The 16,656-nt window shown below is 45.6% G+C and carries 9 protein-coding genes; 2 read left to right on the top strand and 7 right to left on the bottom strand.

Annotation, left to right across the window (positions count from 1 at the left end):
- Positions 1-111: 111 nt before the first annotated feature.
- Positions 112-4,101 carry a pullulanase-type alpha-1,6-glucosidase gene (gene pulA / locus R7Z50_RS07830; protein WP_318148996.1) on the top strand — a complete coding sequence of 1,330 codons (3,990 nt, stop codon included), beginning with the start codon at positions 112-114 and terminating at the stop codon, positions 4,099-4,101.
- Positions 4,102-4,200: 99 nt separating this feature from the next.
- On the opposite strand, the gene R7Z50_RS07825 is transcribed toward pulA, so the two are convergent.
- From R7Z50_RS07825 to R7Z50_RS07805, 5 genes are all read right to left on the bottom strand, one after another.
- Entirely contained in the window at positions 4,201-5,817 is a 1,617-nt protein-coding gene (locus R7Z50_RS07825) for an endonuclease (RefSeq protein ID WP_104976395.1), read from the bottom strand.
- A gap of 331 nt (positions 5,818-6,148) precedes the next feature.
- Positions 6,149-7,762, bottom strand: coding sequence for an alpha-amylase family glycosyl hydrolase (locus tag R7Z50_RS07820; RefSeq protein WP_318148995.1), 1,614 nt, complete (start codon positions 7,760-7,762; stop codon positions 6,149-6,151).
- 120 nt (positions 7,763-7,882) lie between these two features.
- Positions 7,883-8,389: a hypothetical protein gene (locus R7Z50_RS07815; protein WP_005374788.1), complete on the bottom strand. Its 507-nt coding sequence runs from the start codon at positions 8,387-8,389 to the stop codon at positions 7,883-7,885.
- Positions 8,390-8,706: 317 nt separating this feature from the next.
- Complete coding sequence (locus R7Z50_RS07810) at positions 8,707-9,516, bottom strand: MalM family protein (protein WP_005374786.1); 810 nt, start codon at positions 9,514-9,516, stop codon at positions 8,707-8,709.
- Between the two features lie 100 nt (positions 9,517-9,616).
- On the bottom strand, positions 9,617-10,888 hold the full coding sequence (locus tag R7Z50_RS07805) for a maltoporin (protein ID WP_005374784.1): 1,272 nt from the start codon (positions 10,886-10,888) through the stop codon (positions 9,617-9,619).
- A 446-nt stretch (positions 10,889-11,334) separates the two neighbouring features.
- Here R7Z50_RS07805 and glgX point away from each other — a divergent pair, with 446 nt between their 5' ends.
- Positions 11,335-13,326 carry a glycogen debranching protein GlgX gene (glgX, locus tag R7Z50_RS07800; protein ID WP_170897375.1) on the top strand — a complete coding sequence of 664 codons (1,992 nt, stop codon included), beginning with the start codon at positions 11,335-11,337 and terminating at the stop codon, positions 13,324-13,326.
- 78 nt (positions 13,327-13,404) lie between these two features.
- Here glgX and R7Z50_RS07795 read toward each other — a convergent pair whose 3' ends face one another.
- Both R7Z50_RS07795 and R7Z50_RS07790 read right to left on the bottom strand, forming a co-directional pair.
- The gene (locus tag R7Z50_RS07795) at positions 13,405-14,775 is read right to left on the bottom strand and encodes an L-serine ammonia-lyase (protein WP_213880204.1); all 1,371 of its coding nucleotides are present in this window, start codon (positions 14,773-14,775) and stop codon (positions 13,405-13,407) included.
- 11 nt (positions 14,776-14,786) lie between these two features.
- Entirely contained in the window at positions 14,787-16,328 is a 1,542-nt protein-coding gene (locus R7Z50_RS07790) for a sodium:solute symporter (protein ID WP_318148994.1), read from the bottom strand.
- Between the last annotated feature and the right edge of the window lie 328 nt (positions 16,329-16,656).

Genomic DNA, 16,656 nt, shown 5'->3' with positions numbered 1-16,656 from the left:
TTTCCTTTTTTGGCATCTGCCTTTCTAGCGTGTGCAAAACCTTCTTGATGATTGAGTCAGCGAAGGCAGCGCGCAGCTCAATATCAATTCAATAACAATGGATTTGTAAACGTGGACAATAAGACATTTAAATTATCAACAATTGCCAAAACCGTACTGCCTTTGATTTCCGTCGCGGTAATCAGCGGTTGTGGTAGTGATAGCACGAACGAAGATACGACGAACCCTGGCTCAGGCTTGTACCCTGCGGGAGAGAACGAAGTCGTCATTTATTACAAACGTGACGTAGCATCAGCTTCAACAGCAAGCGACTACGAAGGTTGGGGCTTGCACCTATGGAACGGTGAGGGCTGTACCAGCACAGATTTAGACGCAATGGGCATTCCGGGAACAGGAACGGATTGGTCTGCGCCACACCCATTCGATGGCATCAACGACACCTACGGTGCTTACTACGTACTGAAAATAAACCCTGACGCCTCTGACCCACACGAATGCATGAACTTCATTCTGCACAAAGGTGATGAGAAAGCGTTCGGCAGCGCAAACTCAAAAGTAGAGTTGACGAAAATCGGCGAATCGAAAGGTTTGTTTGGCTTCCACGGCAGCAGTGAACTTTACTACGAGCCAATAGAAGAGCGCCCTGTTGATATTGATGGTCAAAAAGCCCATTGGTTAGACGCCAACACCATTGCATGGGAAGCGGCGACCAGTGCGGATTCCATGAAGCTGTTCTACAGCCTTAGCAATGACATCAAAATGGATGAAGATAAGCAAATCTCTGGCGGTACAGCGGTTGAGCTGACAAAAGCTGGTGAGTTGTCTGATGGTCTGAAATCACGCTTCCGTCACCTTGCTAGCCTTCAAGCTGCGGGTATCGATGTCGATGACGCGACCTTGCGTACGATCCTGAAGTCACAAATCGTTATGGTGGCTTACAACGCAAATGGTGACGTCATTTCTGCAACTGAAGTGCAAAAACCGGGTGTTTTGGATGCGGTGTTTGCCGATTCCAAGGCAGGTAACGCGATCGGTCAAGAACTCGGTGCGATTGTGGAAGGCGGTGCCGCAACCTTCAAACTATGGGCACCAACTGCCCAAGATGTTGATCTGATAATCTACGATGAAAACTTAGCAGAAGAAGCGACCGTTGCCATGACGGAAGACCCAGCAACAGGTATCTGGGTTTCTGAGGCACAAAGCAACGTTGTCAACAAATACTATCGCTACCAAGTTAAGGTGTACCACCCTACAACAGGGGTCGTTGAAACGCGTTTGGTAACAGACCCATATTCAATGAGCTTGTCTAAAAACTCGCGATACTCGCAAGTGGTTGATTTAGATGATCCAAGCTTAATGCCTCAAGATTGGAAAAACTACGCACGCCCAACGGTTAAAAAAGACGAAGACCACGTCCTTTACGAGTCACACATTCGTGATTTCAGTTTTAACGACAGTAAAGGCACACCAAGTCTTGATGGCAAATATCTGGCGCTTACAGAACCTGAGCGTGAGTCTGTTTCTCACTTAAAAGCCCTGAAAGATGCTGGCCTAACAACGCTACATATCCTGCCAGCATTTGATATTGCAACCGTGGATGAAGACGCTGACAAGCGAGTCGATATCACCGACACCGTGGGTAAACTTTGTGGCATCAAGCCAGAAGCCTCCATTTGTGAGACCGAAGATGACGGCAAAGTGATTGAAGAGGTATTAAATAGCTACGACCCAACAACGGGCAAAGCACAAGCGTTGATGAACGATCTTCGCATGCTAGACAGCTTCAACTGGGGTTATGACCCTTACCACTACACCGTGCCAGAAGGCAGTTATGCGACCGATCCTAACGGATCTAAGCGTATTCTTGAGTTCCGCGAAATGGTTCAAGCGACGCATAAAATGGATCTGAAACTGGTCATGGACGTCGTGTACAACCACACAAATGCATCTGGTGTGAACGAAAAATCAGTACTGGATAAGATTGTCCCTGGGTACTACCACCGCCTAAACGTCAACACTGGCGGCGTCGAAAACTCAACCTGTTGTGATAACACCGCAACCGAGAACTTGATGATGGGTAAACTAATGGTTGACTCATTGATGGTATGGGCGGATGACTATAAAGTCGATGGTTTCCGTTTTGACCTTATGGGCCACCAGCCGAAAGATGTGATGGTTTACGCACTTGAAAAAGTCCGTGAAATTGACCCGAATACCTTGTTCTACGGCGAAGGTTGGGACTTTGGTGAAGTCGCGCAAAACGCTCGCTTCGATCAGGCGACACAAGTCAACATGGCGGGGACAGAAATCGGTACTTTCTCTGATCGTCTGCGTGACGCAGTTCGTGGCGGAAGCCCGTTTGATGGCGGTGTAGATTCTGAAGGTAAGCACCCACTTCGCTTTAACCAAGGCTTTGGTAACGCCGCTTATCCTAACGAAGAAACCAAAACTGACGCCGAATCGGTGAATGGTCGTTTACACAACCAAGATCTGGTTCGTCTAGGTATGGCTGGTAACTTGGCTGACTACATCCTTCTTGATTACAAAGGCGAAACCAAGCTGGGTAAGAACGTTGATTACAATGGTGCGCCTGCAGGCTACACAAAAGTGCCATCAGAGAACATCTCTTACGTGTCTAAGCACGACAACCAAACATTGTGGGATAACAACGCCTACAAGATTGCGACAGGCACTTCATCTGCCGAGCGTGCACGTATGCAGTCTGTGTCCCTATCAACGGTGATGCTTGGTCAAGGCATTCCATTCATCCACATGGGTTCTGAGCTATTGCGCTCTAAATCCATGCAGCGCGACTCGTACGATTCTGGTGACTGGTTCAACCGTGTATTCTTCGACGGAAGCGACAATAACTGGAACGTTGGTCTACCACGTGAAGACAAAGACGGTGCAAACTGGGAGCTGATCAAAACCATCGTTGGTGACAGCACGGCGAAACCAGATTCAACCGACATCGAGCTGACTAAGCAACAATTCCTAGAGCTACTAAAAATCCGTAGCACAAGCGAACTGTTCCGCCTAGATACCGCGCAAGAAGTGATGAACCGTGTGGACTTCCGCAACGTAGGGAAAGACCAAGTGGAAGGCTTGATTGTGATGTCTATCGACGATGGTACATCAGCAGGTGCCGATTTAGATTCGAACTACGATGCTGTTGTGGCCGTTGTGAACTCAACATCAACTGAGAAGTCTTTCAAAGTTGCTGGCGCAACTGGTTTCGAGTTACATGAAGTTCAACAAAACTCTGCGGATGACATCGTGAAAGGTGCAAGCTTCACCAATGAAACGTTCACAGTACCAGCACTGACAACAGCGGTATTCGTGCAGCCACAAGACGGCGCACAAGGTGCTGGCCTACCAGTAAACACGGATAACAAAGACGTATCGAGCATTCCTCCTTACGGCGAAACCGTTGTTTACGTGAAAGGCACGATGAACGAGTGGTCTGATAGCAGTGATTGGGCGATGACCTTTATTGGCAACGGCATGTACTCTGTAACTGGCGTTCTTGAAGCAGGTGAGCACGAGTTCAAATTCGCGGACTCTGGTTGGGCAAATCCAAACATCGGTTGTGATGCTGCGAATATAGCTTCTGGTTCACTAGACTTAGGTTCAGAAGGTAACTGTAAGCTGTCTGTTGCTGAAACAGGTAAGTACAACTTCACTCTGAACGCGCTGCATGTTCAAGATGAAAGCGTAGAAAAACCGGTCGTGTCAGTGACCAAGTCAGCAGATGCACCAACATTCGGTGAAACAGCACTTTACTTACGTGGCACTATCACTACATGGGATGCTCCAGCACAAGACTCAACAGCGAAGTTCAGCTATGTTGCAAATGACGTTTATTCGCTAGACATTACCCTAGCGGCGGGCAACTACGAGATGAAAGTTGCGAGCGCAGACTGGGCAGCAGACACCAACTTCGGTGGTGAAGGCAGTGTTGAGCTTGGTAAAGCGCTGACGATGGAAGCCGGTGGCGGTAGCGCAAACCTAAAAATTGCGATTGCAGAAGCAGGAAACTACAACTTCCACTTCAATGCGGCTGACAAGTCGGCGCCAATCGTGACGGTAACGAAAAACTAGTTTCATTTAAAAACATCCGTAATGAAAAAGGGGAAGCATCACGCTTCCCCTTTGTTTTGTTGGCGTCACTAAATGGTGGATACCAAAATCAAAAAGGTGTTAGTTTCCCCAAATCTGTTCAACAAACTCAGGATGATCAATGAATGGATTACGATTGCCCTGAAAATCAAACACTTGTTGATTGCGGTTTCGTTCTTTTTCACTAACGGGATCATTTTTGTGCCAACGCTTAAGCATGTTTAACATCCAAGGTTCAAAAACCTTTGAACTTGAACCATCAAGGACAGCATCCGCATTGCTTGAATTGCCTTCCCAGTTACCTACAATATTTTCATAGCGGGTTGCCATGTAGAAATAGGCACGAGCAAAATCGCCTTTAAACTCATCGATCGGCTCAAACACCGTACCGGAGTAGCCCAGACTAGTGCTTGCTTGGCCAAGTTTAGAGCCATTACTAGACACGTAGGTCGCGGTGCCCACTTCACCAAATGGCCAATTACTGCGCTTCGCGTTTACATAACCATCGGTTGCAAACAAGTGATGACCGTCTGAGTTCATCGGCTCAACCTTACCGCCAAACCAGCTTTTCGGAAAAGAGTGCTCACGGTTGTAGCAATCCCCTTCCGTTTTGTATTGGCCACATTGGTCTGTGACTTTGGTAAAGCTTACTGTATCGCTAGCAGATGGCTTTTCAGAATACATATCGAGAATAGAGCCATCATTTTCGTAATAACGATCAATATCGGCATCTTTTACCAAGGTCCAGACCGCAGAATAGCCTCGGCTGGAGTGATTATTGATAATGTTAAACAACGCTGTTTTTAGAGCGTATCCCGTCTTACCAGATGCCGCTTGATAGTAACCATCAACCACTGGTGGGGTCGTGGTTGAGTCACCTAACGTAAAATCGGTGGTTTCACTTTTCGAGAATTCAGCGCCAGAAGCAAGAGTCTTATCTCCCTCAGTCAGCGTGTACGACCCCGCGCCACTGCCACAACAAATGCCGTCACCATACTCGTCTTGAATCGTGAATTGGTAGTTACCGTCAGCTAAGCACATGCTCTTTTCAATGGTGATTGCTGACTCATATCCCTGACCAGAAAACAGTACTTCAGCTTGGTTGTTTTTTAACGTCCAGCTAGTTTCTGAACCATAATTATCGGTTGTGAGAGTCAAGACCACTTGGTGATCACTACAACTTTCTACAGGAGGTTGTGTACTTGTCTCGGTCGGTTGAAAATTATCGACGTAGACAACTTCTGAGCCATCAAAACTGGCTTCATCGTAAAAACGCAAACCGACGTTGATGGTCTTGTTCGAGCTCGCTGTGTAATTGTGCACGAGCTCTTGCCACTGGTTTATCTGTTGTGGGTTCGAGTAATTGTGATAACCATCAACCACCAGACGTGCTTTTACATTTCCTTCGGTATGATAAACCGAGACAGAAAACGGATAGGTTTTCCCTTGCTCCACATTAATGGTTTGCAAAAAGTCGGTGTTGCTTTGGGTACCTGTATTCACGACGACTTGAGCAGCCAGGCCGCCCGATTTGATTTGTTCGCTGCTTGGCGACACCGCGATGCCCGCGTCAATCTCTGACCACTGCGTAGGTACATTGCCATTCCACTGCTCAAAGTCACCGTTGATAATTTGGCTATATGCAAACGGAGAGCTAACAGCAGCAAGGAGACAGAGGGAGTTCGTTATGGATTTCATTATACTTTTCCATTAGTTATATAAATCCCAAACACGATAAACATATTAGTGGGGCATAAGTAATCCTTCAGTCACATTTTTACGTTGCACAAGTGTTAATTTACTTTTTAATGTGCAGCTTATCTCACAAATATCCATCTGCTGAAAACAAATGCCAATACAAAAAGCGAAGCAACTTGTTGGCTACATCGTCGTAAAACCATTAAGGGAAAAGTAAAACAGACAGAAAAAAGCCAAGTGTGAGCCTATGGGGGTCAGCAACAACACTTGGCTTGTTTATAAGAAAGCTTGTGGTCAGCTCAACTGGTGAGCATCAATTCTGGATAATTCCTTAAGGTTTTACCGCAAAGAATCGTCCTTGTAGTGGCGACATCAGAATCTGATATTGACCATTACTCGGAGTAATTTTTTCATTCGTGAGCAAATCCACCAACTCACCAGTACCAACACTCTCCTGAGTAAGAGTGACGCTTCTAGCGCTCTGTAAGGCATTTAGCGCAAACAAGACTTTGTCCGAACCAGATTGTTTCAAGTCCACATAACTGCCGTTACTCGCAACTAAATTCGTGCGTGACCCTTGATAAAGTGCAGGATGCGCATCGCGCATTGTCATCAGCGATGTCACATAAGATTTGAGATCGGCTTGGTTTGCATCAAGCGTCGCCGTCACGCCTTCAATTTTCGCACTACTGCGCGCAACGTGATCATCGCACAAACCTTGAATGGCGCAGGTGCTGTTGTCTTCTTTTGCGGCAAAACCATCCACTTGATCCCCGATTTCATCACCGTAGTACAACGTGATTGGCCCGGTGTACGCCGCTTGGAAAGCAAACGCGGCTTTATGGCGTAACCAATATTCTGCATCATTCACATCCGCCAAGTTTCCGCGCTGTAACAAGTCACCAAAGCGCACTAAATCATGGTTGCCGATCATCAAATTCGGCTGCGCATGTGTTGGATATTGGTTGTGTGTGCTGTAGCCGTTGTCTAACCAATCCGCACCGCGACCACCCACGCCGCTCTCATTCACGGCCAAAGTTTCAACGAGGCGATATCGCATAGGGAAGTCAAACGCAGAGCACAATGCTGGATCGCTGTTCGATCCATACGCCTCATTCGCGATTTCAGACTCCCCTTTCCAAATCTCTGCCACCATGTAACCCAACGGATTCACTTGTTCGCCTTTGCTATTGGTGTACGTCACACTTTGTGAGGCTTCATCGACGGCTTTACGAATTTGTGTCCAAGCGTCTGTCGGAACTTGATAGGCTTGATCTAAACGCCAGCCGTCAATCTTCAGTTCTTTGATCCAATACGTTGCCACTTCTTTGTAGAAATCGAGACTGGCCGGGTAATCAACGGGATTGCTCGATCCCGATGGCAACAAACCGGAAGGAGATGGTTTGATCAAACCATCTTTGTGATGACCAAATACACCATCAAAAAACACGTATAAGCCGCGTTTGTGTGCTTCCTCGACCAAGGTTCTCGCCGTTTCTAAATCACCAAAACGTGGATCAATGGTGAAGTAATCCGTTGCAAAGTAGCCCGTGGCATCCAGACGATCGGCCCAGTGTTCTTGGCCCGCTATCGCTTCCGATTCAAAAACTGGCGTCAACCAAATCGCGTTCATCCCTAAATCTTGGATGTAATCGAGTGAATCAATCACTCCTTGCAAATCGCCGTTATGATGGCTGGTGCCATAACCTGTACCGTGACCAATGCTCGCATCACCATCCACAAAACTCTCTACCATGATTTGATAAGTACGAAGTTGGTTACTTTGCGCCATGACATTGGCTTGGCAAGCATAACTGGTATCCGGTAGCGGAGTGCTGCTATTAGTGTCGCCACCACCAGAAGAATTACACGCAGATAAAGCACCAATCACACTTAACGCAAGCAACGATCGAGACAGGCGATGGTTACGTAGGATATTACGCATTTTATTCTCCCTAACTTACTCAAATAAACTACGGAAATTTGAGTAATAAAATTAACCCCGACATGTGTTTCATGCAGGGGTTAATAAATAAAAATAGATTTTAAATAACTGAATGGAATATTATTGGCACTTATTTACCATGACATGAACAGGTTTGCCTTTTCCTTCAAACTGAAGACTCCATACATATTTACCATCTTCTTTAATATCAACCGAAGTATCCGTACCGTAACCACCAAATGTTAATGGTGTTAATTCACCAACGTTCATTCTATTACCTTTTGCGGTAAATTGTGGGAACCATAATTCGGTCGCATACTGCATTTTGTAGGAGCCTACTTTTTCTTGAACCACGGCTTGGTAGAAATTATTCCCTTTGTAGGTGTATTGACGCTGAGGCACGTGTTTCCAATCGGAATCCGCAAAAGTACCCACCACAAATAGTGGTTTAGAAATAGGTCCTTTCGCTGTGCTATCTGGGTTGTCACACGCTTTCATGAAAGCAACCACTTCGTCTTGAGACATATTAACAACAGGCTCTGCGGCCGCTTCTGGTTCTGCAGTCGATTGACAACCCACTAAGGCAACAAGTAGAGCAGCAGCAAGAGAGGTCTTCATCATGTTCATTTCACGTAATTCCTTTTTAGTATATCCAAAGTAAAATAAACTCAACGGTTAAAAGAAATATTAATCGTTATTAAAATGGAAATATCAAACGACAAATAAATATCGTCAGATTGTGAATTTAAATCACTTCGAGAAGTTTGTTTATTTCCTAAGTACAAAAAATAAATTAGGAACTGCCATTAATTATTGATCCAACCTATATAAAAAACAAAGTAATAAAAATAATTATGTGAATAAGGTAACTCTATGTAGGGGTATTTTTATTAGTTTATTTTCTATGAAAAAGGTCAGCATTTCGCTGACCTTTTTTTATCTGATTATTTTCTATTTACGGCTTTCACAAACACTTGTTGTGCACCTTCAATACCTAGCTCTTTTGCTTCATCAAGCAAAGTGAGCGCTTTCGGAATATCATTCGCTGCGACTGCCGCTTCAATTGAGCTGTAGTAGTAGCTAGTAAGGTCCGTACCTTGGGGAATGTTGTCGTTTTTCGCAACAATCTTAGTATTCACAATATCATTCGCGGATACCGAAAAGCGGAACTGACCGAGTGGGCTATGTTTCGCTAGAGGGTCTGCAATATCTGGCGGCTGAGTGTGACGCGCCATGGCGAAGGCTTTTGCAGGGTGTAAAACTTGTGTACTTCCTTTTAGATCGGCGGAAGTCGTGTAAACCAACACATGCAGATCGTTACCTGTCATGTCTGGAATCACATTGAGATCAAGTACGAATTTATCGTTGTCCAACAGTTTTGCTGGTTCGTACTTAAACTTTGAAAAATCTGCTTGGTAAATGGTTTCTCCTGCCGAGTTCATCACTGCGACATTAGGAGCATAAAATTGAAGTTCTTTACTTACGAATGTCTCTAATTTGATATCGAGACTGCCACGGTTACCTGGAAGAGCAAACGCTGCAATAGCGCCAGCACTGTTACCATCCAACAACATTTGGCTTTTATCAGTCAAAGCGAATTCAGTAACCACAGGCACGTTAAGCGGTACCCATTGAATATCACCCGATTGCGTGATCACTTGTTGCTGACCTTTTGGACTCATCTCTACTTGTTCTACAGACGCACAACCAGTAGCCAACATGCCCAGCAGTACGGGAGCAAGCCATTTTTTCATTACTGTCTACCTCGACTCTTTATTGTTTTTTAAATAAATACAGCCAGATAAGTTCTGGCTGTATCATTCTAGGACAATTTAGGACTTAGTGGTTAGATGATTACCACCAAGCTTCAGCTTGTACACCGAACTGGAACGTATCGTCTGAACGACCGTTGTCAAATGTGTTTGAGTTGTCTTCTTTGTCAGCCGTTAGGTAAGAAGCGTAAACACGGATTTCAGGACGAGCCCAGAAGCTAGAGCCAGCAGACCATGCTTGAGCAACAGTTAGCTTACCGTATTTGTTTTCTTCTCCGTCGTTATCGTCGATAGCGTAACCAGCTTCGAAAATAGTTTTGTGGTTGTCATCCCATTTGTACATTGGACGAACAACAACAGACATTGTTTCCCACTTGTCTTGGCCAGCCCACATGTCTTCACCAACACCGTACACTAACTGGTGACCCATTTCCCAGCTGTCGCCCATGCCGATTACACCCCAGTTGATTAGGCGGTAACCAGATGCACCGTTGTCAGCTTCTGCGCCGTACCAGCTACCGTCGCCGTAGAATGCCATTGTTTTAGAGTAACCTTCAGTACCGTACTGAAGCACTGTTTTGTTGAAACCAGCGTCTAGACCTTGAGTCAATTCTGCTGTGAACATTACGCCGTTTTTCGCATCTTTAGTGCCGTTTGGCGCAGCGTCAGTTTCGTTAAGAATTGCGTAGTTCAAGCCCATTTCTAGAGAGCCGTTGTCCCATAGAGGAAGACCTGCGTAACGTACGTCTAGAGTGTTTACGTTTGTTGCGCCACCATCGTTGCCTGGGTCTGCGATATCGCCGCGGTCGTTACGAACCCAAGCGAAAGAAACTTTACCAGGACCAGCTTCGATACCTTCAACACCAGCGCCCGCGCCAGAGATGTTCCAGTAGTAGAAGTCAGAGATATGAATGTCGTGACGTTGGTAGTAGCGTTTACCTGCCCAAAGCGTTGCTTCAGGAGCAAAGTTTAGTAGGCCTTTAGCTTGAACGTTGAACTGACGTAGTGCGAATTGTGCATCGTCTACACATTTCACTTCGCCGTTATCCAAACCACAGTTAGCAGAAGTGCTTTCCCAGTCGTTTGAACCGTTAGAAGTCATTGCAACCATAGAGTCTACGTAGAACGTTTTGCCGTTGTTGTTGTAAACTTCTTTACCTAGTTGAATCTCGCCGTAGATATCGCTTTCATTACCTAGACGACCGATCTTGTTCTTTTCGAATGTTAATTGTTGACCACCGTCAGCGTTCACGCCAACGCCAGCACGCATGTAACCGTGGAAATCCACTGCGAATGCAGAACCAGCAGCTAAAGTTGCAGCTACAGCAGCAGCAATTGCACTTACTTTTTTCATTCTTAACTCCATTAAGGGTATTTATAATTCTGTCTTCCCTGCTCACTCTTTTAGGTGAATATAGGCAGTAAAAACACACCTAAAGAAAGAGAGGTAAGATGGGAACGAATCCCCGTTTGTTTCAACAGTTGTGAGATTACCCGAGGCGTACAAGGATGACTTCCTCCGCCCTAAACTAATTTAAGGGGGATGAGAAGGGAGTAGAAAATTTACCGAATGGTGTTTTTTCGAGTCAGATCACCAATCTAGGGAGGAATTAGTAAGTTTGTTCGGTTTTGAGCCGCTACAAAGTGATAGCCATTTCATATTTTTGACTCTAAGCCGTCACATAAAGTAATTAAATTACACGAATATTTTTATATTTAGGGTGGTTGACCTTAGTAAGACAAAGTTTTTAACTTATAGTTTCCTAAAGGTAGCAATAAATATTAAATAAAGTATCTCCGATGACACGACTTCTCTCTCGCCCCTACCCGCTGGGCGCAACATTGAATAAAGAAGGCTGTAACTTCTCTATTCATGCTCCGGGCGTAAAAGACATTCAACTGGCATTGTTTGCAGACGATGGCAGCTACGAGCTTCACGGTTTACCGAATGAATACGCTGGCATACTTCATACTTTTATTCCAGATATTAAGCCGGGGCAAAAATACGGTTATCTTGTCTCCCACAAGGACGAGCCACTGTTAATTTCTGATCCGTACGCAAAATCAATAGATAAAGCCCTCCACTATCACCCTCCCTACTCTCCAGCCAAAAGTTTCGATATGCCGAAGTGCGTCGTTATCGAAGATGATTTTGACTGGCAAAACACGGATCACCCGCGTATACCCAGAGAAGAGATGGTGTTGTTTGAGACGCACGTCAAAGGGCTTACCCAACGCCACCCAGAGGTTGAAGACAAGCTGAAGGGGCGCTACTTAGGTCTTGCATCACCTGAAATGCTGGCCTTTTACAAACAGCAAAACATCAACACGCTGCAATTGCTACCTGTCGCAGCATGCATGCATGAGCCTCACCTACTAGAGATGGAAAAGGTCAATTATTGGGGATACAACCCTTATCTCTTTATGGTGCCCGATCCGCGCTACGCAGAACAAGACGCCGTTACGGAATTAAAAACAACAATTCGCGAATTGCATAAAAACGGTATCGAAGTGATTCTCGACGTGGTTTACAACCACACTGCTGAAGGTGGTGAAGGGCCTACAATCTTCAACCTGAAGGCCCTCGATTCCTGTTTTTACATCAAACATGGCAACCACTTCGCCAATTACACTGGCTGCGGAAATACAGTCGATCTCACCTACCAACCAGCGTTAAACCTTGTGATGGATACATTGCGCTACTGGGTTAGCGAATTTAAAGTCGATGGCTTCCGTTTTGACTTGGCTGCAACGTTAGGTCGACAGGGCGATGATTACAACCCAGAAGCAGCTTTCTTTAAAGCCGTTGCGCAAGACCCAATTTTGCGTGAAACCAAATTGATTGCCGAGCCTTGGGATATTGGTCCAAATGGCTACCAAGTGGGTAACTTTCCATTTGGTTGGAACGAATGTAATGACAAACTGCGTGATATTTCCCGCAGTTTTTGGCGCGGTGATCAAGGCTATTTAAAAGAGTTTGCCACTCGATTAATGGGCTCTCGTGACATTTATAGTGCAGCGAACTGGCCATACAAACTCACCGTAAATTACATCACGTATCACGATGGCTTCACACTGCAAGATTTAGTGTCTTACAAGCACAAACATAACGAAGCCAATGGCGAAGAAAATCGCGACGGTCACGGTGACAATCGTTCAGAAAACTACGGTGTTGAGGGCGAGACAGAAAATCTGATGATCATCGCCACGCGTGAGAAGCAAAAACGCAACCTTATTGCTAGCTTGCTGTTTGCCTTCGGTATCCCACACATTCTCACTGCTGACGTGTTGTCTCACACCCAAGGTGGTAACAATAATGCCTATTGCCAAGACAACGAAACCAGTTGGCTGAACTGGGAAGAGACAGAACGTAAGCAACATTTCAAAGCATGGATGTCACAAATGGTCGCCAACCGAAATCAATACATGGTGCCATTTATCCGAGCTTTCAGTGGCGAAAACCGCAATAACAACCGTATTTTCTGGCGCCGTACAGACGGTCGCTTAATGGAGCACGATGATTGGAACCGTTTAAGCTCTGTCGCACTTCACCTTGGTATCGGTAAAGAAGGGCAAGAGCTGGTCTACCTCATCAACCAAACTAACGCCACAGCGCGCTTTAAGCTCCCCAATGAGCGAAAGCAAGAATGGGTGACGATCTGTGATACAAACGTACGTAATCTCAACCCAGGACATGCTGAAGGCGAAGTCTTGCTGTCACCCACCTCGATGGTGATTTTGCACTATCAACCAAACCAAAGCACACCAAAAGGTGAGCAAACGCATAGCTAAGTTATAAACGCTCCAAAAAAGGAAAGCCGATGCATCTCAGTGCTTCGGCTTTTTTGTTGGTTAGATTTGCCTAACTCATTATTCGCAAGGCGGCGCTAGGTGGATCAAAGCCAATCCACCCAGTGACGTCTCGCGGTATTTCTTGTTCATGTCTTTGCCCGTTTGATACATGGTTTCAATCACCTTATCCAACGAGATCAAACATTTACTATTACGTTTTAATGCCATGCGAGAAGCATTGATCGCTTTCATTGCACCCATTGCATTACGCTCAATACACGGTACTTGCACTAAGCCACCAATCGGGTCACACGTCATGCCTAGTGAGTGCTCCATGGCGATCTCGGCCGCAATACAAATTTGCTCATTGCTGCCACCACGCAGCGCGGTCAAGCCAGCTGCCGCCATGGAAGAAGACACGCCAACTTCGCCCTGACAACCCACTTCGGCACCCGAGATAGACGCATTGGTTTTGTACAAGATGCCAATCGCACCGGAAACAGCAAGAAAGTCTTTAAGCTGTTTAGTATCAAGCTCTTTGATGAAGCGATGGTAGTACATCAATACTGCCGGAATCACACCCGCCGCACCATTAGTTGGTGATGTTACCACTTGTCCACCAGCCGCGTTTTCTTCACTCACAGCAAAAGCAAACAGGTTAATCCAATCCATGATTTCCATTGGATCGTTTTCAATCGCTGCATTTGCTTCAAGCTTCTTCAGCAAGTTAGGCGCACGGCGGGTCACGTTCAAGCCGCCATCCAAGATGCCTTCTGTTTCGAAACCACGCTCCATGCAACGCGTCATCACACGCCAGATCTGTTCTGCACGTTGATTGATGGCTTCCATATCCTGAAACGCTTGTTCGTTTTTCAGAATCATGCCGCCAAGGCTCATGCCATTCTTCTCTGCCTGTGCCAACATTTCGTCTGCACTGGAGAATGGAAGCTCAACTTCTACGGGAGCAGTCGCACTGCCATTTTGCAGTTCATCCGCCGTTGCGATGAAACCACCACCGATAGAGTAGTAAGTTTCAAACCCAACCTGATTGCCGTGCGCATCTAACGCAGTAATCGTCATTCCATTCTCATGCAGAGGAAGGTTCTCTTCATGGAACAACATGTCCGTTTTGTAGTTGAATTCGATTTCATGACGGCCATCGACAGACATCATGCCCTCTTCAATCGCCTTGCGCATCGCTTTGTTCGCAGAAGCGATTTTGATGGTATCTGGTTTGTTACCCAACAGACCCAAAATGGTTGCACGGTCAGTATGGTGACCAATCCCCGTTAACGAGAGTGAGCCGTATAAATCGACTTGAATACGAACCACTTTTGCCAAGTTCGATTCAATCAAACGAGTGAAGTGGTAACCCGCGATCATTGGACCATTGGTGTGAGAGCTAGAAGGGCCCACACCAATCTTGTAAATATCAAAGATGGACAGCATAAACTCACCTATTACGACAATGCAGCATAAAGCCAATCAGGGAGAACCATACAAGCAGCGATGGTCGCCACGGCGAACACCAACAGCCCATAATGGCTTGCGGTTGGCTTTGCAAAAAGATGTTTTTGATTATTGATAAAAATTTGTTGCTCGGCAGTCACAGCGCCCCAACGACGGCTCACTAACACACCAAACAAAAGGAAGACGAACGTACCAATTGGCGCGAACCACGGCCAAGCCACGTCGAGATATATTGCAGTAAACACCGCAATCACACTCATGATACTGCCAACGATCACGCCTTTCTCATTGGCTTTCGCCCAGAATAAACCAAGCACGAATGAACCCAGACGGATACCAACAAAGATAGAAGTCAGACTAGCGATGGTTTTGAGTACCGATTCATTCGATACAGCCAGAAGAGCTGGCACTACCACCATAGCCGCAGCGAGCAAACTCATCTTTCTTGCGACTTTTTCGTAGTGCTCATCATCGGCACTTTTGCGAACGAAACGCTTGTAGATATCGAACGTTGCGACGGTCGCCATTGAGTTGTAGGTCGAGTCCAGCGTCGACATTGCGGCCGCCGCCAATGCGGAAATGATCAAACCAACCACAATAGGGTTAGTGTGGTTGAATACAAAATCCAAAATCACTTCATTGCTGTTTTCAAACGATTGCTCTTGATAGAAAACACTCAAAAGAACACCGAGTACCGCGAAGAACAAGTACACGAAAAACGCACCGTAACCACACAACAGCATCGACTTCTGCGCCGTCTTTTCACATCTCGTCGCTAACGTGCGTTGGATGATCAATTGGTTGGTGCCGTACACACTCAAATGCAAAAAGCTCACGGCAACCACGCCAGCCCAGAGTGTGGTATCCACGCCCAAATCAAAGTCTAAGTTGATGATATTCAGGTGATCACGAGAAAGGTAATCTGCCGCATTAATCTCTGTCATTAGAATGGCAAAGATAGCGATGCTGCCTGCTACCAATACTGCAGATTGCAACATATCGGTCCAGATAACCGTGGAAATTCCGCCCGCATAGGTATAGCAAGCGGTGAAAATACTGATGTAGATAATGGCTTCAAAAATACTGATAGGCAGAACTTGCACTAAGATCAGCGCCACGGCATACAGAATCACACCCGCAGATATACATTGAACCACAATGAACACAATCGAGTTGATGGTTCTTGCATACACCCCAAAGCGGTGCTCAAGATATTCATAAATCGAAGTCAGACCCAGCTTATAAAAGACAGGCACAAAGAAAATAACAGTGAAAAAGATAACGATGGGATAGTTAAGGTGAATACTCATCGCTTCCATGCCAGAGCTATAAACCCAACCAGGCATCCCTACAAACGTCATCGCACTAATGTAAGTCGCAAGTATCGAAACACCTGCCGTAAACCAGCCAAATTGCTTTCCACCCGTGGAAAAGTCGCCACCATTGCTGTAGCGCTTATTCACTAAATAGCTGATTAATATGGTGATTAACACGTATAACGCAATCACCACAAAACTTGAGTACGTAACCATTTCAGGGTTTCCATAATTCTGGGTGCTAATTATTTGTGCTTGGATATTACTTTAAAAAAGCATATCTAAACGATAATCCCGCCATAACTGTGACTATAATCACCAATATAGACGGTTATATATTCAAAAATGCCAAAAAGACCGATTTAATGAGACTCCCATCACTAAAAACCACTAATTGGGTACGCATTCATTTTAAAATTGATATTGATCACGGATCTAATGACCTTAAAAAAACTATGATTCACCACGACACGAAATCGAAGATGATCCCAATAAGATCGTGTTCTTTAAGTTTGAATAGCAACAAATCCTAAGTGAAATAGAG

Source organism: Vibrio sp. 1249-1, from assembly GCF_033340495.1.
This window is presented reverse-complemented; position numbering and strand designations above follow the sequence as displayed.